This window comes from Micromonospora sp. NPDC047644 (assembly GCF_040704315.1).
In the GTDB taxonomy this organism is placed as follows: domain Bacteria; phylum Actinomycetota; class Actinomycetes; order Mycobacteriales; family Micromonosporaceae; genus Micromonospora.
Map to the genome: position 1 here is coordinate 67,325 of NZ_JBEYSY010000014.1, position 22,248 is coordinate 89,572.

Sequence of the window (22,248 nt, forward strand, 5' to 3'; positions counted from 1 at the left end):
GATCTCCGTCGAACCGTTCTCCGGCGATTGTCCTGCATCCGCGCACGCTTTCCGTCTTACTGGGTGGCAGCACGATCCAACCCAGTGCAGACAGGACGTGGTACGACCATGAAGATCGTCGTCATCGGGGGCAGCGGCCTCATCGGTTCCAAGCTCGTGGAGCGGCTCGGCGCCGAGGGCCACGAGGCGGTGCCGGCATCGCCGAAGACCGGCGTCAACACCCTGACCGGCGAAGGGGTGGCCGACGCGCTCACCGGCGCCGAGGTCGTCGTCGACGTGTCGAACTCGCCGTCGTTCGAGAACGCCGCCGTACTGGAATTCTTCGAGACCTCGACCCGGACGCTCCTCGCCGCCGCGTCCGACGCCGGGGTGAGCCACTACGTGGCGCTCTCCATCGTGGGGTGCGACCGGATCCCGGACAGCGGGTACATGCGCGCGAAGGTTGCCCAGGAGAAGCTGATCGTCGCGTCCGGACTCCCGTACTCGGTGGTGCACGCCACCCAGTTCTTCGAGTTCCTCAAGGGCATCATCGACACCGCCACGGACGGCGACACCGTGCACCTCGCGCCGGTGCTCATCCAGCCGATGGCCGCGGACGACGTCGCCGCAGCGGTCGCCGAGGTCGCGCTCGGCACGCCGACGAACTCGGTGGTCGAGGTCGCCGGGCCGGAGCAGTTCCGCCTCGACGAACTGGGCCGATCCCTCCTCGCCGACCAGCAGGACCGCCGCTCGGTGGTGGCCGACCCCGACGCCCGGTACTTCGGCGCCAAGCTGGGCGAACGCGACCTCGTTCCGGCCGACGGCGCCCGCCTCGCCGGCACCGCTCTGGACGACTGGCGCACCCGGGCGGGCCGGGGAAACTGAGCCGGCCGGTCACCCCGGCGTCCCGGGCGGGTCGGCCCGTCCACCGAGGCGCCGCACCAACTCCTGTACCACCTCGGTGAACGGCTCGTCGGACTCGCCCGGCCAGTGCCCCTGGATCGGTGGGGCGACGCTGTCCCCGGGGGGTGCCACCACGCCATCGGGGTCACGCTGTCGGCGATCCACTCCGGCGGCCGGGTCGCCGTTGCGGGCCGGGGTGGGTGACGTGCGCGGGGAGAACACCCAGCCGCCGATGGGGTCGGTGTCCCGCCACAGGTTCACCCACCGCCAACCCACCCGCCGGCCGATCTCGTACAGTGCCGCGTCGTCGACGTACGCGGGGAACAGCCGGGCGTAGAGGCGGCGCAGCGGGGATCCGTGGGTCAGCAGTGCGACCCGGTCGCCGACCCGCGGCGGCAGTTGGAGCACCGTGGCGGCCAGCAGAACCGAGCCGTGGCTGTGCCCGGTGAGGAGCACCGCGTCGCCGCGCTCGACGAGGTAGGTGATCCGGCGGGCCAGCTCCGGCACCGCCCGCTCGGAATAGCACGGCGGTGCGAACGGGTGGGCGGCCCGCGGCCAGAAGGTGCCGAGGTCCCACAGGACGCCGATGTGCCGGCGGTACGGCTCGGTCCGGTACGCGAAGATGCCACCGATGATCAGTCCGAGAATGATCGCTGCGATCACCCAGCTACCGAACGCGATGCCGAACGTGACGGCGTCCGCGGGCAATCCCACGTTCCGCTCGATCACGTCGCTCGGAAACTGCCCCAGCAGGCCGACGGTGGTGGTGGCGGTGGCGAGCCCGGCGAGGCAGCCGTACAGCACGGCAAGCGGCACCAGCTTCTCGGTGAAGCGGGCCCGAGCTATCGCGTCCCGGACCTGCCGCAGTCGGGGCCCTGCCCCGGCCGGCGGGTTCGGAAAGTCGCGCGCGACGATCGTCGCACCGGCGCGACGACGACCCCGGCGGGAGAGCAGGACGACGAGCCCGGCGACGATCACCGTGACCAGCAACGCCCGTAGGAAGCCGTAGATCGCCCAGGTGTAGGCCCGGGGCGGGCCGGAGGCGATGCCCTCTCCGGTCGGCACGTCGCGGTCCAGGAAGTCCGCCACCCGGTAGACCAGTTCGGCGGAGTACGCCACCGCCATGCTGATGCCGGTGGCGGCGACCACGAGAGGGCCCAACCCGAACAGCGGGGTGGCCCCCCGCTCCCGGCGGCGGTGCCAGAGCAGCACCACGCCCAGGGCGGCCAGCAGCGTCGTCTGGGCCACGAACAGGCCGGCCAGGGTCGGGTCGTAGCCGGGAAGCCCACGCTCCGGCGGCCACGATCGCGAGCTGGTCAGCACGTGTGCCACCACGACCACGGTCAGGACGACGGCAGTGGTCCGGAGGGTGCGGGTGACCCGGTCCAGCCGCTGGTCGCCGGGGGCCCGGTCCATCAGCGGGGGTGTGCAGAGCAGCCCCACGCAGCCCGCCAGGAGCACCCCCGTGACCGCCGTCAGCGCGATCGTGGCCGGCGAGGCGTCACCGGCACCTCGGGCCAGCAGCAGGACGAGATCCAGCGTCGCGAAGGCCGCGGCGATGTGCACGGCCCGCAGCCGACCGACGAGTGGTTCGGCGTCCCACTGGCCGACGGTGCCGAGCCGGGACGCGGAGCTGCCCTGATCCGGTGCCCGAAACGCCTCGAAGGTCCGCCCAGGGCGGCAGCTGACCCGCCAGATCAGGCCGATCGCGGCAACCGGGACCAGCGCGAGCACCGCCAGTTGCAGTCCGACCGGGCGTCCACTCAACCAGGACAACCAGCTCCGTCCGGCCAGGCAGTCCGGCGAGGCCAGGCACTTCCAGCCGACGAGGTCCAGGGCGACGCCGGCGATGGCGAGCACGTACAACACGGTGAGGGTGAGCGCCAGCAGCCGGCACAGGGACTTGACCGTCGCCTCGGAACCCGGGTTCGCCGGGCGCATCCAGATCGCGACGTTGACCAGCATGAAGGGGAGGAGGAAGACCACCGCCAGGGTGCGGGCCACGGTCCCGGAGGGCAGGTCACCCCAGCGGTACGCCTCAAGGGTCACCCCGTGTGCGCCGCTGCTCTCCGAATACCGGGGGCGCGGCCGGTAGAACCCGCCGCTGCGGTCACCGGCTACCTGCGCGGTCTGTTGCAGGTCCAGCACCTGTACGGCGCTCGCGCCGGAGACTCCGTGCACCCGTAGCTCCACGACGTCGACGGAGTCGTCCGGCCCGCTCAACCGCGTTGATCCATCCGACGTCCCCCCGAGGCGTCTGGCAGCCCTTGTCCCGTGATCCGGCGCCGACGCCCCAGGCGCCGGGTCGCCGGTGACGGCAGAGCCGGGTCTACCCGATCCGGACGCCCCCAATCTCCGCCGGTACTACCGCCCCGGCAGGGACCGACCGGCGGTCACCGTCGGTTCGGGTACGTCGCTCCGGGCGGTCTTCGCCAGCTCGGCGCGGTAGGCGCGCGGCGACAGGCCGGTGGTGCGCTTGAAGGCCACGCTCAGCGCGCTCTCCGAGCCGTACCCGACGGCCTGGGCGATGGTGGCGACGGTGTCGGAGCTGCGCCGGATGCGGTCGGCCGCGAGTTCTATCCGCCACCCGGTCAGGTACTCCAGCGGGCCCACTCCGACGATCTTCTTGAAGCGGGCCGCCAGCGTCGACCGGGAGACGGTGGCCGCTCGGGCGACCTCGTCGACCGTCCACGGGTGCGCGGGTCGCGCGTGCATCGCGCGTAGCGCGGGAGCGACCACCGGGTCGGTGAGACCGGCGAGCCAGCCGGAGCCGGGTCGCTCGTCACGGGCCAGGTGCAGCCGGAGGATCCGGATCAGCAGGACGAGCGCCAGATGCTCGGCGACGAGGTGGGAGCCGAGTCGCGTCGATCGCAGTTCCGCGTCGATCTCGCCGAGGGCCCACTGGACGGTCCCGGCCTCCGGGGTGTCGGCGGGCACGTGGATGACCGGCGGGAGGTCGTCCAGCAGGAGGCTGCGCGCCCGCCCGCCGAGGGTGAAGGCGCCGCCGACGAGGAACACGTCGTCACCGTCGCCGACGCGCGCCACACCGTCGGCGGCGGCGGCGAAGATGGGGTACGCGGGCTGGACCGGCACCTCGGGATCGCTGAAGAGGGTGTAGGCCGCCGGTCGGGTCAGCAGGAAGCAGTCGCCCGTACCGAGGTCGATCGGCTCGGCGTGGCCGTCGACCCGCAGCGAACATCGGCCCCGCCGGACGGCGTTGAACTTGGCTCCGGCCGGGGGGTCGAAACCGACGGCCCACCGTCCGCCTCCGACCAGACCGGCGGAGACGTGGCTCGTCGCGCCGAGCAGGGCCAGGACATCCTCCAGCGGATCCATCCCCCACCTCCTCTGGACGCTCACGAAAGTATGAAGGACTTCAGACTATAGGCAGTCTGAACCGAGCGTTCGTAGCCTGGGTGTCATGACAGCGAATCCACGCCTCACCACCCCGTTCAACGCCCGCACCACCGCCGCCGAGGTCCTCAACGGTGTCGACCTCACCGGACGCCGGATGATCGTCACCGGGGGTGCCTCCGGCATCGGTGTGGAGACGGTGCGCGCGTTGGCCGGGGCCGGTGCCGAGGTGACCATCGCGACCCGGAATCCTCGCGCGGCCGACCGGCTCGCCGAGGAGTTCGCCACCGATGCCACAGCGGGCACGGTCCGGTCGTCCGCCCTTGATCTTTCCGACCTGGCGTCGGTCGACGCCTTCGTCGCAGCCTGGCAGGGCCCGCTCGACGTGCTGGTGGCCAACGCCGGAATCATGGCGATCCCGACCCGCCAGCTGACCGGCGTCGGCTGGGAACTCCAACTCGCGACGAACCACCTCGGCCACTTCGCGCTGGCCCGGGGGCTGCACGGCAGTCTGCGGTCCGCCGAGGCGGCCCGGGTCGTGATGGTCAGCTCCGGCGCGCACCTGGCCGCGCCGTTCGACTTCGACGACCCGCAGTTCGAGCGGCGTCTGTACGACCCGTGGTCGGCCTACGGTCAGTCGAAGACCGCGGAGGTCCTGCTGGCGGTGGGGATCACCCGCCAGTGGGCGAGTGACGGGATCACCGCGAACGCCCTCAACCCCGGGTACATCTTCACCAACCTCCAGCGCCACATCGACGACGACACGATGCGGGCGATGGGCGCGATGGACGAGGCGGGCAACCTCATCGAGGCGGAGTACTACAAGAAGCCCGACCAGGGCGCGTCGACCACGGTGCTGCTCGCCGGCTCGCCCCTGCTCGACGGGGTCGGCGGCCGGTACTTCGACGACAACCAGGAGGCCGAGGTCGTCCCCGGTGGTCCCGACGCCACCGGCGGAGTCGCCGCCCACGCGGTGGACTCGGCCGCGGCCGACCGGCTCTGGGCGTACGCCGAGAAGACGCTCACCTCACGCTGAGGACGGTCGGGCCGTGCCGGGCGAGGATTGAGCCGGTCGTGGCGGGGTAGGTGCCGCCATGGTCGCTGCCGGTCGGCGCGGAGCGGACGCGGGCCCCTCGACCGTCGTCCGGCTCCTGGACCGCGTGGGAGCCGCCCTACGCGAGCGGGTCCGCCGGGTACGGACCATCGGCGGCCTCGCCCTGCAGGCCGGCCTGGCCGCCGGGCTGTCCTGGTTCGTGGCGCACTCGCTGCTACAGGTGTCACAGCCGGTCTTCGCGCCGATCTCCGCCGTCTCGACGCTCGCCGCGTCGGTCGGTCAGCGGTTGCGTCGCACCGTCGAGCTGATCATCGGGGTCACCGTCGGCGTGCTGATCGGTGACCTGCTCCTCGTGGTGATCGGCACCGGATGGTGGCAGCTCGCCCTGATCGTCGTGCTGGCGATCGTCGTCGCGCTCTTCCTCTCGGGTAGCGCGGCGGTGGTGATCCAGGCGGGGGCGACGGCGGTGCTCATCGCCACGCTCAGCCCGGCCGTCCGGGATCTGGAGATCCCCCGGTTCGTGGACGCGCTCGTCGGGGGAGGGGTGGCGCTGCTGGTCACCGCCGTGTTGCTGCCGCTGAACCCGCTGCGGGTGCTCAACCGGGCCGCGCGGCCGGCGTTGGACCTCCTGGCGACCCAGCTCGACGCCACCGCCGAGGCGCTGACCGAGCGGGATGCCGCTCGGGCCCGTACCGCCCGGGGTGAGCTGCGGCAGAGCGCGGGCCGGTTGAAGGCGTTCGTCGAGGCGACCCAGGGCGCCCGGGAGGCGAGCACCCTGTCACCGCTGTACTGGCATCAACGGCGCGGGCCGGTGGGCCGCTACGCGCAGGCGGCGGAGCCGATCGACCGGGCGGTGCGCAACAGCGGCACCCTGGTCCGACGGGCGGTGACGCTCATCGAGGACGGCGAACCGGTGCCGGAGTCGTTGCCGACGGCGGTGGCGGATCTCGCCGAGGCGGTCCGCCTGCTGAAGCGGCAGTTCGGCGCCGGTGCCGAGCCGAACCGCGCCCGCGAGCAGGCGCTGCGGGCGGTCCGGACGGCCGGGTACGCCTATCGGGACGGCGTCGGCTTCTCCGGCGCGGTGGTGGTGGCGCAGGTCCGGACGACCGTCAGTGACCTCCTGGTCGCCTCCGGATTGAGCCAAGAGGACGCGAATCAGTTGGTCCGAAGGCTGTTCGGCGATCTTTGAGGGTCGACCGACCCCCGGTGGCACCACATGGTGCACCTTGTTGAGCCATGGCTGTTGCATTGTGAGCCAAAGTGATGCCATGATGGTGCCATGGAGCTGAGGTCATACGTCGAGAACCTGCGTAACGAGTTCGCCGTGGCGGCGGAGGGCGTCGACCCGGAGGCCCGGGCGTTGGCCGAACGACTCTTCGCGCAGTTGGAGGCGGCCACCCGTCTCACCCTGCTCGAAGCGCTGTCCGACGCGGCCGACGAGATCACCCGCGATCTCGCACCGGGCTCGGTGCACGTTCGACTGCGCGGGCGCGAGCCCGACTTCGTGGTGGCACCCGCCAACCTGCCGGTCGAGACGGCGAGCGAGGCGAGCGGCCCGCCGCCGCTGTCGGTGCCGGTGCCCGCGCCCGAGGGTGAGGAGGGCGGCACCTCACGGATCAACCTGCGGCTGCCCGACCACCTGAAGGCCAGCGTCGAGGAGGCCGCCGGGCGCGCCGGGCTCTCCGTCAACGCCTGGTTGGTGCGCGCCGTCGCCGGTGCCGTCGGTGGGGGCGAGGCGCAGCGTCGTCCGCCCCGCCGTCCGGAGCCGCGCTCCGGCCAGCACTTCACCGGCTGGGCCCGCTAACCCCCCGTACCCCACCTCATCACGCCGCTGACCAGCGGCGACCTTCGCCGACCACCTTTCGGGAGACCACCATGCCTGTTTTCGAGACGCCAGAAGCGATTTCCGCCCGGATCGAGATCCCGGTCGGGGACGTCTGGATCGCGGCCAGCGACCGCACCGACACGGTGGTGACCGTGCGGCCCCGCGACCCGTCGAGCAAGGCCGACCTGAGTGCCGCGGAGCAGACCACCATCGAGTACGCCGCCGGACAGCTGGTGGTCAGGGTGCCGAAGAGCTGGCGTCGCTACGCGTTCGGTGCCGGGCCGTCGGTCGACGTGCTGATCGAGCTGCCGACCGGATCGGGCGTACAGGCCGAGTCGTCGTGGGCGGCGTTCCGTTGCGAGGGCCGGCTCGGCGAGTGCCGCATCAAGACCGGTGGCAACATCCGGCTCGACGAGACCGGGCCGCTGGACATCGATTCCAGCCACGGTGAGGTCGCGGCCGAGCGCGTCCTCGGCTCCGCCCTGGTGAAGGTGTCGTCCGGCAAGGTGCGTCTCGGGCTCGTCGACGGCAGCGCCGAGATCAAGAACTCCTCCGGTGACTGCTGGATCGGCAGCGGTGGCGGCCCCGTCCGGATCAACACGGCGTACGGCGACGTCACGGTGGACACCGCGCTGGCCTCGGTGACGGCCCGTACCGCCTACGGCAACCTCCGCCTCGGCGAGGTCGTCCGGGGAGCTGTCGAGTTGCAGACCTCCTACGGCGCGATCGAGGTCGGCATCCGTCGCGGGACGGCCGCCTGGCTGGACGTCAGTTCCAAGCACGGCCGTGTGCACAACGCCTTGGAGTCGACCGACAGCCCGGCGCAGACCGACGAGACGGTCGAGGTCCGTGCGAACACCTCCTTCGGCGACATCATGATCCGCCGCGCCTGACCCACCGCCCCCACCCACCACGGATGAGGAGACCATGACCAGCTCCATGAACCCCGCGATCGTCGCCACCGACCTGCGCAAGTCCTACGGCGACAAGGTCGTGCTGGACGGCATCGACCTGATGATCACCGAGGGCACCATCTTCGCGTTGCTCGGTCCGAACGGCGCCGGCAAGACCACCACCGTGCAGATCCTCTCCACCCTGATCGACGCCGACGGCGGTAACGCCCGTGTCTTCGGCCACGACCTGACCCGGGAACCCGACGCGGTCCGCGCGCTGATCGGCGTCACCGGCCAGTTCTCCGCCGTCGACAACCTGCTCACCGGTCGGGAGAACCTGACCCTGATGGCCGACCTGTGCCACCTGGGCAGGGCCGCCGGTCGACGGCGGATCGCCGACCTGCTCGACCAGTTCGACCTGACCGAGGCGGCGGGCAAGCCGGTGTCCACGTACTCCGGCGGCATGCGTCGCCGACTCGATCTCGCGATGACCCTGGTCGGCGAGCCCCGCGTCATCTTCCTCGACGAGCCGACCACCGGCCTCGACCCGCGCAGCCGTCGGGCCATGTGGCACATCATCCGGGCCCTCGCCGCCGAGGGCGTGACCATCCTGCTCACCACGCAGTACCTGGAGGAGGCCGACCAACTCGCCGACCGGGTGGCCTTCCTCGACCACGGCCGGTTGATCGCCGAGGGCACGCCGCGCGAACTCAAGCGGCTCATCCCGGGCGGCCACGTCGTGTTGCAGTTCGCCGACCAGGAGGGGCTCGACTCGGCGGCCCGGACGTTCGAGGCCGCCACCCGCGACGACGCGGCGCTCACCCTCCAGCTGCCGAGTGACGGAGAGGTCGGGTCGTTGCGATCCCTGCTCGACCAGCTCGACCGCGCCTCGATCAGCGTGGCGGGGCTCTCCGTGCACACCCCCGACCTCGACGACGTCTTCCTCACCCTCACCGGTCAGCCCGACACCCGGGCCAGCCGACCCAACCACGAAAGGGCTCCCGCGCGATGAGCACCCTCTCCCTCGCCGTCCGCGACTCGAGCACCATGCTGCGGCGAAACCTGCTGCACATGCGGCGGTACCCGTCGATGACCTTCCTGCTCATCGGCATCCCGATCATCATTCTGCTGCTCTTCGTCTATGTCTTCGGCGGCACGCTCGGCGCCGGTCTCGGCCCGTCCGGCGGCCGCTCCCAGTACGCCAACTACGTCACCCCCGGCATCCTGCTCATCACAGTGGTCAGCGCCGCGCAGGGGACCGCCATCTCGGTCGCGATGGACATGACCGAGGGGATCATCGCCCGGTTCCGCACGATGTCGATCTTCCGACCGTCAGTCCTGACGGGTCACGTGCTGGGCAGCCTGGTGCAGACCATGCTCAGCCTGGCGGCCGTCACCGTCGTGGCGCTGCTGGTCGGGTTCCGGCCCAACGCCAGCGCGGTCGAGTGGCTCGCGGCGGTCGGCGTACTCGTCATGATCACCTTTGCGCTGACCTGGCTGTCCGTCGCACTCGGCCTGGTCAGTGACAGTGTCGAGACGGCCAGCAACCTGCCGATGCCGCTGATCCTCCTGCCGTTCCTCGGCAGCGGGTTCGTCCCCACCGACTCCATGCCGACGGCCGTGCGGCTGTTCGCGGAGTACCAGCCCTTCACGCCCGTCATGGAAACCCTTCGCGGCCTGCTCCTGGGCACCGGGATCGGCGCCAACGGGATCATCGCGGTCGTCTGGTGCGCCGTCATCACGGTGGGCAGCTTCCTGTGGGCCAAGGCCCGGTACAACCGCAACCGAACGGCCTGACCCGACCGGCGCGTCCGGTACCACCGCAACAAAGAGCCGGCGGCTCGGCCCACAGGGGTCGGACCGCCGGCTCGTGGCGCGGCGCGCGACCGGCGGCGCCTCGCCTCGCCTCGCCCGCCCCGCCGCGGACTGCCCTGCCGCCTCTGGCCGTCAGGCGCAACGGCTGGCCGGGGATGAGCGCTGGAACCACATTCGCTAATGAGCGTGATGTCTGTGAGTCATCGTGATGACTCACAGACATCACGCTCATCGGAGTGAGGCCCGCCAGGTCATGCGCTCGGCGTTTCAGGGCGCGCGGATCGCGCCGCGAGTCGCCGACCTGCCGCAGCGGGCTCGCGGGCATCTCGCCCGTGGTCCACGCTGGCGGGATGTCATCGCTGGCCTTATCACCCTGCTTGGTGCTGCCGCGCGGCAGCAACGACAGCTGCGCGACCTGAGCCAGCGTCAGTTGGCCGCGTTGGCCGACCAGGCCGCGTTGGCCCGGTTCGAACGCGGTCGATCACTCCGCCCGCGACCCCGGACGTGACAGAGCTCGAGTGGAGCTTTGCGTCCGGGTCGCGCGACCCGCCGTCGGGCGCGCGGGGTGATCGGGCGGCGCGGGCACACCAAGACGTTGAATGTTATCGATAACACCGGGCGGTCGCCCGGCTCGGCGGCGGGTGGGTCGCCCTCCGGGGCGCTCGGCCAGGAGCCAACATGGTCGTCGATGGCGGTGAGCGGATCCGAGCCCGCGACCGTGGAGCCCTGGGAATGTTATCGCTGCCATCATCCTCGGGGGAGAAGTGGTCGCTATCGGGCGGTGAAGTCGCGATGCGCGACGGACCGGACCTGTCGCGCCGCCTGCTCACGCCTCTCCGGGTGGCGCTCGTGTCGGACGCAGGCCCCATTCATCAGATGGCTGGCGCAGATGAGGGCGAAATGTTGGTTCTGCGCCGGTTGGCGGCAACCCTCCCGAGTCGGTCCGCCTTTCGCGTTCCGTTACGGAGCTGTTGCGGGTAGATGTCTTGACGAGGCTGTATGTGAGCGTTAACACTATCCCCGTTAATGGTGGAGGTGAACATGAACCGTGTGGACGGAGCTGACGACCGCTACGTCGTCGGTGTCGACTATGGCACCCTGTCCGGGCGAGCTCTGGTGGTCCGTGTCGGCGATGGTGCCGAGTTGGGGACCGCGGTGCACGAGTATGGCGACGGCGTGATCAGTACGGCCCTTCCGGGAGGCCGAACGCTGCCCCCGGACTGGGCCCTGCAGAACCCGCAGGACTACCGCGACGTGCTGAGGTACGCCGTCCCGGCGGCGCTGTCCGCCGCGGGGGTGGACCCGACGGCGGTGGTCGGCATCGGCATCGACTTCACCGCCTGCACCGTGCTGCCGACGCTCGCCGACGGCACCCCGCTGTGCGAGACGCCCGAGCTGCGCGACCGACCGCACGCCTGGGTCAAGCTGTGGAAGCACCACGCCGCGCAGCCGCACGCCGACCGGATCAACGCGCTCGCCCACGAGCGGGCCGAGCCGTGGATCGGCCGGTACGGCGGCAAGATCTCCGCCGAGTGGCAGTACGCCAAGGGTCTGCAGCTCCTGGAGGAGGACCCGGAGGTCTACGACCGGGCCGAGCGCTTCATCGAGGCCGCCGACTGGATCGTCTGGCAGCTCTGCGGCACCGAGACCCGCAACGTCTGCACGGCCGGCTACAAGGGCATCCTGCAGGACGGTCACTACCCCTCCGAGGGCTTCCTGACCGCACTCAACCCCAACTTCGGCGACTTCGTGGCCAAGCTGGACGGCCCGTTGCTGCCCCTCGGGGCCCGGGCCGGGTCGCTCACCGCGCAGGCCGCCGCCTGGACCGGACTGCCGGAGGGAATCGCGGTGGCCGTCGGCAACGTCGACGCGCACGTCACCGCGGCGTCCGCGCAGGCGGTGCAGCCCGGCCGGTTGGTCGCCATCATGGGCACCTCGACCTGCCACGTCGTCAACGGCGCGGAGGTCGCCGAGGTGGCCGGCATGTGTGGTGTGGTGGATGGCGGCATCAGCCCCGGCGCGTGGGGTTACGAGGCCGGGCAGAGCGGTGTCGGCGACATCTTCGGCTGGTTCGTCGAGCATGCCGCACCGGCCGGCGTCGACTCGCACGAGCGCCTCACCGAGCTGGCCGCGAGTCAGCCCGTCGGCGCGCACGGCCTGATCGCGTTGGACTGGTGGAACGGCAACCGTTCCCTGCTGGTCAACCACGACCTCAGCGGGATGATCGTCGGCATGACCCTGGCCACCCGGCCGGCGGACATCTACCGGGCCCTGCTGGAGTCCACCGCGTACGGCACCCGGATGATCATCGAGGCGTTCGTCGACGCCGGAGTCCCGGTGAACGACCTGGTGATCGCCGGTGGTCTGACCAACAACGCGCTGCTGATGCAGATCTACGCCGACGTGACCAGGCGACCGCTGAACATCATCGCCTCGGCGCAGGGGCCGGCGCTGGGCTCGGCGATCCACGCCGCCGTCGCCGCCGGTGAGTTCCCCTCGATCCACGAGGCGTCGCAGGCCATGGGCCGGGTGCACGAGGCCGTCTACCGTCCCGACCCCGAGCGGGCCCGCGCCTACGACGCCCTCTACGCCGAGTACCGGGCGCTGCACGACCACTTCGGTCGTGGCGGCAACGACGTCATGCTCCGCCTGCGGGCGATCCGTAACGCGGCGGTCGAGACCGCCGCGACCGCTCACGAGGCTCCGTTGGAGGTGGTGGCGTGAACGCCGAGGTGACCCGACAGATCGCCGAGCTGCGCGAGACCGTGGCTCGCCTGCACGCCGAGCTGACCCGGTACAACCTGGTCGCCTGGACGTCCGGCAACGTCTCCGCGCGCGTCCCCGGCCAGGACCTGATGGTGATCAAGCCGAGTGGGGTGAGCTACGACGACCTCACCGCGGCCACCATGGTGGTGTGCGACCTCGACGGTGTTCTCGTCGAGGGCGACTTCGCCCCGTCCAGCGACACCGCCGCCCACGCCTACGTCTACCGGGCCATGCCCGAGGTCGGCGGGGTCGTGCACACGCACAGCTCGTACGCGACCGCCTGGGCCGCGTGTGGGGAGTCGATCCCCTGCCATCTCACCGCCCAGGCCGACGAGTTCGGTGGGGAGATCCCGATCGGCCCGTTCGCGCTGATCGGCGGTGACGACATCGGCAAGGGCATCGTCGCCACGCTCGCCGGGCACCGCTCGCCGGCGGTGCTGATGCGCAACCACGGCGTGTTCACCATCGGCCGCGACGCCCGCGCGGCGGTCAAGGCGGCGGTCATGTGCGAGGACGTGGCGCGTACGGCGCACCTGGCCCACACCCTCGGGCAGCCGGTCCCGATGGCGCAGGCCGACATCGACTCGCTCTACGACCGCTACCAGAACGTCTACGGCCAACAACCAGTCGCACCGGCGGGTTCCTGACCCTGCACCGAAGACCCGGGACCCGTCGGTCTGCACCACGACGCACCAGCACGCACCACCCGCGTACGCCGCTTCTCGCACCTCTGCGGTCGGCGCGGTTACCCACCACATCCAGCCAAGGAGATTCGATGGGAAAGATGCGAACGCAGTCCGTTCGGTGGCGCGCTGCCGCAGTCCTCGCCAGCGTGCTGCTGGTCGGCGGCGTGGCGGCCTGTGGCAACAGCGACACCGGCGGCGGCGGGTCCAAGGACGACGGCAAGATCACGATGGGCTTCTCCCAGGTCGGTGCGGAGAGCGGGTGGCGTACCGCCAACACCACCTCGATCAAGGAGTCCGCGACCGCGGCCGGCATCGAGCTGAAGTTCGACGACGCGCAACAGAAGCAGGAAAACCAGATCAAGGCGATCCGCAACTACATCCAGCAGAAGGTCGACGTGATCGCCTTCTCGCCGGTGGTGGAGTCCGGGTGGGACACCGTGCTCAAGGAGGCCAAGGACGCCGGCATCCCGGTCATCCTGACCGACCGCTCGGTGGACTCGGCCGACAAGACGCTCTACAAGACGTTCCTCGGCTCGGACTTCGTCAAGGAGGGCCGGCTCGCGGGTGAGTGGCTGGTCGAGCAGAAGAAGACCGCCTCGGGCCCGGTGAACATCGTCGAGCTGCAGGGCAACACCGGTGCGGCGCCGGCGAACGATCGCAAGAAGGGCTTCGGTGAGGCGATCGCCGCCAACCCGAACCTGAAGATCATCGCCTCCCAGCCGGGTGACTTCACCCGGGCCGGTGGCAAGCAGGTCATGGAGCAGTTCCTCAAGGCCAACCCGAAGATCGACGTGCTGTTCGCGCACAACGACGACATGGGCCTGGGCGCGCTCGAGGCGATCACCGCGGCCGGCAAGGTGCCCGGCAAGGACATCACCATCATCACCGTCGACGCGGTGAAGGACGGCATGCAGGCTCTCGCCGACGGGAAGTTCAACTTCATCGCGGAGTGCAGCCCGCTGCTTGGCCCGCAGCTGATGGACCTGGCCAAGAAGGTCCACGCGGGCGAGGAGGTGCCGCCTCGGATCGAGACCGAGGAGACCACCTTCACGACCGAGCAGGCCAAGGAAGCTCTGCCCAACCGTAAGTACTGATCGACGACGGGGTCGCCGCGCTCGCGTGGCGGCCCCGCCGCGTCGCCTCCCTACCCGAAACGGACCGGGCTTGGCCCGCGACGACCCGTACCACGCCCGCCCGAGCGTCCCCCACGGACGACCGGGCGGGCGTGGCGGGAGCGTAGCGGCCCTTCCGTGTCGACAACCCAGAAGAGGTCTGATGGGATGACGGATAGCCGTCCGGTCCTGACCATGACCGGGATCAGCAAGTCCTTCCCCGGGGTGCGCGCACTCCACGACGTCAACTTCCGGCTCTTCCCCGGCGAGGTGCACGCCCTGATGGGCGAGAACGGCGCCGGCAAGTCCACCCTGATCAAGGTGCTCACCGGCGTCTACGACACCGACGAGGGCGCGATCACCCTCGACGGTGAGCCCGTGTCGTTCACCGGGCCGATGCAGGCGACCGCCGCCGGTGTGAGCACCGTTTTCCAGGAAGTCAACCTCTGCACCAACCTCTCGGTGGCGGAGAACATCTTCATCGGCCGGGAGCCTCGGGTCTTCGGCGCCGTCCGCTGGGGTGAGGTTCGCCGTCGCGCCCGAGCCCTGCTGGCCCGCCTCGACCTCGACCTCGACGTCAGCGCGCCACTCGGCTCGTACTCGCTCGCGATCCAGCAGATGGTCGCCATCGCCCGCGCCATCGACATCAAGGCCCGGGTGCTGATCCTGGACGAACCGACGTCCAGCCTCGACGCCGGCGAGGTGGCGCAGCTGTTCCGCATCATGCGGCAACTGCGCGACGAGGGCATCGCGATCCTGTTCGTGACCCATTTCCTCGACCAGGTCTACGAGATCGCCGACCGGATCACCGTGCTGCGCAACGGCGGGCTCGTCGGCGAGTACCTCACCGCCGAGCTGCCCCAGCTCTCCCTGGTCGAGAAGATGATCGGCAAGGAGCTCGACGTCCTGGAGGGCATTGAGGAGCACTCCCGGCGGGACCTGGCCGCGCTGGAGGAGGGCACCCCCCTGGTGGCGGTGTCGAACTTCGGTCGGGCGGGAGCGGTCGAGCCGTTCAGCCTCACCATCCACGCCGGCGAGGTGGTGGGCCTGGCCGGCCTGCTGGGCTCGGGGCGTACCGAGGTCGCACGGTTGTTGTTCGGCGCCGACAAGACCGACGGCGGTCAGGTGGCGATCGACGGCAACGCGAGCAGTCTGCGTACTCCCGCGCAGGCCATCGACCACGGCGTGGGCTTCTGTTCGGAGAACCGCCGGGCCGAGGGCATCGTCGCGGACCTGACGGTCCGCGAGAACATGATCCTGGCCATGCAGGCGGCCCGGGGCTGGCTGCGGCCCGTTCCGCGTCGCCGCCAGGACGAGCTGGTCGACAAGTACGTCAAGGCCCTCAACATCCGGCCCGCCGACCCGGAGGTGCCGGTACGCAACCTCTCCGGCGGCAACCAGCAGAAGGTGCTGCTGGCCCGGTGGCTGATCACCGAGCCTCGACTGCTGATCCTCGACGAGCCGACCCGGGGCATCGACATCGGGGCGAAGACCGAGATCCAGAAGCTCGTGACGCAGCTGTCCGACGGCGGCATGGCGGTGCTGTTCATCTCCGCCGAGCTGGAGGAGGTGCTGCGCCTGAGCCACAAGGTGGCCGTCATGCGGGACCGGCAGATGGTCGCGCAGCTCGCCAACGACGAGAGCCTGGACGCCGACCGCGTCATGCAGACCATCGCCAGCGGATCCCACCGGGAGGAGGCAGACCGATGAACGACACCATGGGCCGCTATCGGACGATGATCGGTCACCGGCTGTTCTGGCCCGCCGCCGTGCTGTTCGTCATGCTCGCCGCGAACACGATCTACCGGCCCGGGTTCCTGTCCATCGAGCTCAAGGACGGGCACCTGTACGGCACGCCGGTCGACATCCTGCGGCTGAGCGCACCGCTGATCCTCGTCGCGCTGGGCATGACCCTGGTCATCTCCACCGGTGGCATCGACCTGTCGGTGGGCTCGCTCTGCGCGATCAGCGGCGCGATCGCCTGCATGTACATCAGCCAGCAGCCCGACCAGAACAGCCCGGCCGTGGTGGTCACCGCCCTCGCGCTGGCGATGGGCGTCTCGCTGGTGCTCGGCGCCTGGAACGGGGTGCTGGTAGCCGTGATCGGGATCCAACCGATCATCGCCACTCTGATCCTGATGGTCGCCGGCCGGGGTCTCGCCCAGCTGATCACCGAGGGCCAGATCATCACCATCAACTCCGAGCCGTACCGGGCGATCGGCCTGGGGCACGCGTTGACCCTGCCACTGGCCATCTTCATCGCCCTCGCCGCGGCCCTGCTGGTCGCCGCGTTCACCCGTCGCACCGCACTCGGCATGATCATCGAGTCGGTGGGCGGCAACGCCATGGCCAGTCGGCTCGCCGGCATCCGGTCCGGTCGGGTCATCTTCCTGACGTACGTGATCAGCGCCGCGTGTGCCGCGGTCGCCGGCTTCATGATGACGGCCAACGTCTCCAGCGCCGACGGTAACGCCGCCGGCCTCTGGGTCGAGCTGGACGCGATCCTCGCGGTCGTCATCGGTGGTACGTCCCTCGCGGGCGGCCGGTTCTTCCTGAGTGGCACGATCATCGGCGCGCTGATCATCCAGACCCTGACCACCACGGTGTACGCGATGGACATCTCGCCGCAGACCTCGCTGCTGTTCAAGGCGGTCGTCGTCATCGCCGTCTGCCTCATCCAGGCACCGGCCTTCCGGGCCCGGTTCAGCCGACGTAGGCGCAACGTCCCGCCGCCCGCCACCATCGCCGACAAGCCGAAGGAGCAGGTGCCGGCATGACCACTGGAACGCTTACCGCCGGTCGTACCCGGTTCCGGCTGCCGCGCAAGCAGATACCGGTCCTGGCGACGCTCGCCCTGCTGCTGGTGATGTACGGCATCGGCGTCTCGCAGTACACGGCGTTCTCCAACGTCCAGGTCATCTTCAACGTCTTCATCGACAACGGCTTCCTGCTCGTCGTCGCGGTGGGCATGACCTTCGTGATCCTCACCGGGGGCATCGACCTGTCGGTCGGTTCGGTGGTCGCGATGACGGCGATGGTGTCGGCCGCGCTGCTGCAGGACGGCATGCCGGCGGCGCTGGTGCTGGTCATCGCCCTGCTCATCGGTCCGACGCTCGGCCTGTTGATGGGCTGCGTCATCCACTTCTTCGAGATCCAGCCGTTCATCGTGACGCTCGCGGGGATGTTCTTCGCCCGGGGCATGTGCACCTTCATCTCCGGCGCGTCGATCCCGATCACCGACGGGTTCTGGACCTCGATGTCGCAGGAGCGGATCGGCGACCCGCGGGGCAACTTCGTGTCGATCAGCGTGCTGATCGCCTTCGTGGTGGTCGTCATCGCGGCGTACGTGCTGGCCTACACCCGGCTGGGACGCAACGTGTACGCCATCGGCGGCAACCCGCAGTCGGCGCTGCTGATGGGCCTGCCGGTGGGCCGCACCCGGATCGCCGTCTACACGATCAGCGGTCTGTGCTCGGCAATCGGCGGGATCCTGCTGTCCTTCTACACTCTCTCCGGCGCGCCGCTGATCGCCGTGGGGATGGAGCTGGACGTCATCGCCGCCGTCGTCATCGGTGGCACCGTGCTCACCGGCGGCGCGGGTTACGTGTTCGGGACGGTGCTCGGCGTCCTGGTCCTGGGCGTGATCCAGACCCTCATCACCTTCGACGGGAGCCTCAACTCCTGGTGGACCAAGATCGTGATCGGCGGCCTGCTCTTCGCGTTCATCCTCCTTCAGCGTCTCATCGGAATTCGTTACAAGTGACCGCCCCTCTCGCGGAAGGCAACTCCATGGCACCACACACACAACCCGAGATCTGGTTCCTCACCGGCAGCCAAGGCATGTACGGCGAGGAGACGCTCCGCCAGGTGGCCGAGCAGTCTCGCCAGATCGCGGCCGCGCTCGACGACTCACCGCAGATTCCCGCCCGCGTGGTCTGGAAGCCCGTCCTGACCAACAGCGGTGAGATTCTGCAGGTCTGCCGGGACGCCGCCGCTCAGGGTGCCGTCGGGGTCATCGCCTGGATGCACACGTTCTCACCGGCCAAGATGTGGATCTCCGGTCTGGACGCGTTGCAGACGCCGCTGCTGCACCTGCACACCCAGGCCAACGTCCTGTTGCCGTGGAACGACATCGACATGGACTTCATGAACCTGAACCAGGCCGCCCACGGCGACCGTGAGTTCGGGTACATCCAGACGCGTCTCGGGGTGGCCCGTAAGACGGTGGCCGGGCACGTCAGTGACCCGCGGGTGACCGAACGGGTCGGGGCCTGGGCGCGCGCCGCGCTGGGCTGGTCGGCCATGCGGTCGCTGCGCCTGGCCCGCTTCGGCGACAACATGCGCGACGTCGCGGTGACCGAGGGCGACAAGGTCGAGGCCGAGCTGCGCTTCGGGGTCTCGGTCAACACCTACGGGGTCAACGACCTGGTCGAGGTCGTCGGCGAGGTCACCGACGCCCAGGTGGACGACCTGGTCAAGGAGTACGAGGACACCTACCGCATCGTCGGCGCGTTGCTGCCCGGTGGTGAGCAGCACGACTCGCTGCGGTACGCCGCGCGCCTGGAGCTGGGCATGCGTGCCTTCCTGGACGCCGGCGGTTTCCGGGCCTTCACCACGAACTTCGAGGACCTCGGCGGGCTGCGTCAGCTGCCGGGCATCGCCGTGCAGCGGCTGATGGCGGACGGCTACGGCTTCGGCGGCGAGGGTGACTGGAAGACCTCGGTGCTGGTCCACACGCTCAAGGCGATGTCGGTGGGCGTGAGCGGCGGTACGTCGTTCATGGAGGACTACACCTACGACCTCACTCCGGGCAACGAGCTGGTGCTCGGCGCCCACATGCTGGAGGTCTGCCCGACCATCGCGTCCGACGTTCCCAACGTGGAGATCCACCCGCTGAGCATCGGCGGGCGGGAGGACCCGGTCCGGCTGGTGTTCGACGCCGCACCCGGCCCGGCGGTGGTGCTCGGCCTGGCCGACATGGGGGAGCGTTTCCGGCTGGTGGCCAACGAGATCGACGTGGTGGCCCCGCCGCAACCACTGCGCCGGCTGCCGGTTGCCCGCGCCGTCTGGCGTCCGCGCCCCGACCTGCCCGTCTCGGCCGAGGCGTGGATCACCGCGGGCGCCCCGCACCACACCGTTCTGTCCCAGGCGGTCGGCGTGGAGGAGCTGCACGACCTGGCGGAGATGAGCCGCACCGAGCTGGTCGTCATCGACGCCGCCACGGAGCCTCGCCGCTTCGCCGACGAGCTGCGCTGGAACCAGGCCTACCACCGGCTGGCTCGCGGCTTCTGATTCGCGCGGCCTGACGGCCCCTTCGAGACGGGTGGTCCATCCCTGCCTGCGGGCTGGGTGGACCACCCGTTCGCGTGTGGTCCTGGCAGCGACGCGAGGCGGCTGTGTTACGGCTTGACTAACAGCATGTTATCGCTCACAGTCTATAGCCAAGATGGTCGATGTCTTTGGCTGTCCGGCCACGCGCGCTCCCCACCTCTCCCGGGTCTCGGCATTCCGTCGCCGTCACGGTCGGGCCGGCGGTGTTAGCGATCACATGGCCGGGCTCGGTCAGATTGGCGCCCCGCCCGGTGCCGCGGACGCCGACTCAGATCGCTCGGTTCGCGTCAGCAGAGGAGGATCATGCTTTCCATCGGTCGGGTTCCCCGGGGTGCGCCACGTCGGCGCGGGTGGCTGTCGAGACTTGCTGTCGCCGCGACGGCACTGGTGGTCGGTGGCGCGGCCGCAGCCGTCGCCTCGTCGCCCGCGTCAGCGGCGACGGTCGACACCAATGCGTGGTACGTGTTAGTCAACCGCAACAGCGGCAAGGCGTTGGACGTCTACAACCTGGCGACGAACGACGGCGCGCGGATCACCCAGTGGACCCGCAACAACGGCAACCAGCAGCAGTGGCAGTTCGTCGACTCCGGGGGTGGCTACTACCGGGTCAAGTCGCGGCTCTCCGGCAAGGTGCTGGACGTCTCGGGCTTCTCGACCGCCAACGGCGGCAGCATCGTGCAGTGGAGCGACACCAACGGCACCAACCAGCAGTTCCGGCTGGCCGACTCGGACGGTGGCTACGTCCGGTTGATCAACCGCAACAGCAACAAGGTGATGGAGGTGCAGGGCGCCTCGACCGCCGACGGTGGAAACATCGTGCAGTACGACGACTGGAACGGCACCAACCAGCAGTGGCAGTTCGTCCGGGTCGGCGGTGGGACCGACCCCACCACGCCGCCGCCGACGACCCCGCCGCCGTCGAACGGCACGTTCTCGAACCCGGCCATCTGGCAGGACTTCGCCGACGTCGACATCATCCGGGTCGACAACGTCTACTACCTGACGTCGTCCACCATGCACTACTCGCCCGGCGCGCCGGTTCTGCGCTCGTACGACCTGGTGAACTGGGAGTTCGCCGGTCACGCCGTGCCCCGGCTCGACTTCGGCTCGAAGTACGACATGAGCGGCGGTAACGCGTACGTCGACGGGATCTGGGCGTCGACGCTCAACTACCGGCCGAGCAACCGGCAGTACTACTGGGCCGGGTGCATCGACTTCGCTCAGACCCACATCTACACCGCGTCCGCCGTCGACAGCACCTGGAGCAAGCACGCCACCATCCCGAACTGCTACTACGACGCCGGCCTGCTGTTCGACGACAACGACACCCCGTACATCGCGTACGGCAACGGCACGATCAGCGTCGCCCAGCTCTCCGCCGACGGAAAGTCCCAGGTCCGCGCCCAGCAGGTCTACCAGACGCCGTCGAGCATCGGGACGCTGGAAGGCGCCCGCTTCTACAAGCGCAACGGCGCCTACTACATCTGGCTCACCCGCCCGGCCAACGGCCAGTACGTGCTGAAGTCGACGAACGGCCCGTTCGGCCCGTACGAGCAGCGTCAGGTGCTGCTCAACCTGCCCGGCCCGATCTCCGGTGGCGGTGTGCCGCACCAGGGTGGGCTGGTGCAGACCCAGAACGGGGACTGGTACTACATGTCCTTCGTCGACGCGTACCCCGGTGGTCGGATGCCGGCCCTGGCCCCGATCACCTGGACCGGCGACGGGTGGCCCGTGCTGCAGACGGTCAACGGCGCGTGGGGCAGCACGTACCCGAAGCCGAACCTGCCCGCCCCGCCCCGGGCGGTCAAGCCGCTCACCGGCACGGACACGTTCGCCGGCACCACGCTCGGCCCGCAGTGGGAGTGGAACCACAACCCGGACAACAGCAAGTGGTCGGTCAACAACGGGCTGAACCTGCAGACCGCCACTGTCACCAATGACCTGTACAAGGCACGTAACACGCTGACCCACCGCATCCAGGGCCCGACCTCGACCGCGACCATCGAGTTGGACTACTCCACCATGCGCGACGGTGACCGCGCCGGATTGGCGGTGTTGCGCAACTCGTCGGCCTGGATCGGAGTCAGACGCGACAACGGCTCCACCCGGCTGGTCATGCAGAACGGTCTGACGATGGACGGCAGTTGGAACACCACAAGTACCGGCAGCGAGGTGGCGAGCACCGCCGTCTCCGGTGGCCGGATCTGGTTGCGCGCCAACGCCGACATCAGACCTGGGTCCGGCCGACAGGCACGCTTCTCGTACAGCACCGACGGGGTGAACTTCACCTCGTTCGGCAACGCCCTGACGCTGGCGAACAACTGGCAGTTCTTCATGGGCTACCGGTTCGCCATGTTCAACCACGCGACGCAGGCGCTCGGCGGCGCGGTCACCGTGCGGCGGTTCGACCTGACCACGCCGTGACACCGATCACACGACGATCGCTCTGACCGGTGGCGCGGGCAACACAGGCCGGGCGCATGTGGTGCCCGCGCCACCACGTCAGGTTGTCGCCGGCCTGTTCCACGCT

The 22,248-nt window shown here is 69.9% G+C and carries 17 protein-coding genes; 15 read left to right on the forward strand and 2 right to left on the reverse strand.

What is annotated here, in order from left to right:
* Positions 1-84: 84 nt before the first annotated feature.
* On the forward strand, positions 85-864 hold the full coding sequence (locus AB0877_RS23295) for an SDR family oxidoreductase (protein ID WP_366611420.1): 780 nt from the start codon (positions 85-87) through the stop codon (positions 862-864).
* Between the two features lie 9 nt (positions 865-873).
* On the opposite strand, the gene AB0877_RS23300 is transcribed toward AB0877_RS23295, so the two are convergent.
* Entirely contained in the window at positions 874-3,105 is a 2,232-nt protein-coding gene (locus AB0877_RS23300; protein ID WP_366611422.1) for a hypothetical protein, read from the reverse strand.
* Between the two features lie 141 nt (positions 3,106-3,246).
* Positions 3,247-4,218, reverse strand: a complete 972-nt coding sequence (locus AB0877_RS23305) for an AraC family transcriptional regulator (RefSeq protein WP_366611423.1) — start codon at positions 4,216-4,218, stop codon at positions 3,247-3,249.
* Positions 4,219-4,303: 85 nt separating this feature from the next.
* Here AB0877_RS23305 and AB0877_RS23310 point away from each other — a divergent pair, with 85 nt between their 5' ends.
* From AB0877_RS23310 to AB0877_RS23375, 14 genes are all read left to right on the forward strand, one after another.
* Positions 4,304-5,272: an SDR family NAD(P)-dependent oxidoreductase gene (locus tag AB0877_RS23310; protein ID WP_366611424.1), complete on the forward strand. Its 969-nt coding sequence runs from the start codon at positions 4,304-4,306 to the stop codon at positions 5,270-5,272.
* A gap of 58 nt (positions 5,273-5,330) precedes the next feature.
* Complete coding sequence (locus AB0877_RS23315; protein ID WP_366611425.1) at positions 5,331-6,479, forward strand: FUSC family protein; 1,149 nt, start codon at positions 5,331-5,333, stop codon at positions 6,477-6,479.
* A 90-nt stretch (positions 6,480-6,569) separates the two neighbouring features.
* The gene (locus AB0877_RS23320; protein ID WP_366611427.1) at positions 6,570-7,094 is read left to right on the forward strand and encodes a hypothetical protein; all 525 of its coding nucleotides are present in this window, start codon (positions 6,570-6,572) and stop codon (positions 7,092-7,094) included.
* Positions 7,095-7,165: 71 nt separating this feature from the next.
* Complete coding sequence (locus AB0877_RS23325; RefSeq protein WP_366611428.1) at positions 7,166-8,008, forward strand: DUF4097 family beta strand repeat-containing protein; 843 nt, start codon at positions 7,166-7,168, stop codon at positions 8,006-8,008.
* A gap of 34 nt (positions 8,009-8,042) precedes the next feature.
* Positions 8,043-9,020 carry an ATP-binding cassette domain-containing protein gene (locus AB0877_RS23330; RefSeq protein ID WP_366611429.1) on the forward strand — a complete coding sequence of 326 codons (978 nt, stop codon included), beginning with the start codon at positions 8,043-8,045 and terminating at the stop codon, positions 9,018-9,020.
* Positions 9,017-9,805, forward strand: coding sequence for an ABC transporter permease (locus tag AB0877_RS23335; RefSeq protein WP_366611431.1), 789 nt, complete (start codon positions 9,017-9,019; stop codon positions 9,803-9,805). The genes AB0877_RS23330 and AB0877_RS23335 overlap by 4 nt, the downstream gene beginning before the upstream one ends.
* Before the next feature lie 1,059 nt (positions 9,806-10,864).
* Entirely contained in the window at positions 10,865-12,547 is a 1,683-nt protein-coding gene (gene araB, locus AB0877_RS23340; RefSeq protein ID WP_366611432.1) for a ribulokinase, read from the forward strand.
* Entirely contained in the window at positions 12,544-13,236 is a 693-nt protein-coding gene (locus AB0877_RS23345; protein ID WP_238686382.1) for an L-ribulose-5-phosphate 4-epimerase, read from the forward strand. The genes araB and AB0877_RS23345 overlap by 4 nt, the downstream gene beginning before the upstream one ends.
* A gap of 137 nt (positions 13,237-13,373) precedes the next feature.
* Positions 13,374-14,369: an ABC transporter substrate-binding protein gene (locus AB0877_RS23350; protein WP_366611630.1), complete on the forward strand. Its 996-nt coding sequence runs from the start codon at positions 13,374-13,376 to the stop codon at positions 14,367-14,369.
* A 186-nt stretch (positions 14,370-14,555) separates the two neighbouring features.
* Entirely contained in the window at positions 14,556-16,097 is a 1,542-nt protein-coding gene (locus AB0877_RS23355) for a sugar ABC transporter ATP-binding protein (RefSeq protein WP_366611434.1), read from the forward strand.
* Complete coding sequence (locus tag AB0877_RS23360) at positions 16,094-17,164, forward strand: ABC transporter permease (protein WP_366611436.1); 1,071 nt, start codon at positions 16,094-16,096, stop codon at positions 17,162-17,164. The genes AB0877_RS23355 and AB0877_RS23360 overlap by 4 nt, the downstream gene beginning before the upstream one ends.
* The gene (yjfF, locus tag AB0877_RS23365) at positions 17,161-18,150 is read left to right on the forward strand and encodes a galactofuranose ABC transporter, permease protein YjfF (protein WP_355006877.1); all 990 of its coding nucleotides are present in this window, start codon (positions 17,161-17,163) and stop codon (positions 18,148-18,150) included. The genes AB0877_RS23360 and yjfF overlap by 4 nt, the downstream gene beginning before the upstream one ends.
* A gap of 26 nt (positions 18,151-18,176) precedes the next feature.
* Positions 18,177-19,679: an L-arabinose isomerase gene (gene araA / locus AB0877_RS23370; RefSeq protein ID WP_366611438.1), complete on the forward strand. Its 1,503-nt coding sequence runs from the start codon at positions 18,177-18,179 to the stop codon at positions 19,677-19,679.
* 342 nt (positions 19,680-20,021) lie between these two features.
* Entirely contained in the window at positions 20,022-22,142 is a 2,121-nt protein-coding gene (locus AB0877_RS23375; protein ID WP_366611440.1) for an RICIN domain-containing protein, read from the forward strand.
* Positions 22,143-22,248 lie beyond the last annotated feature (106 nt).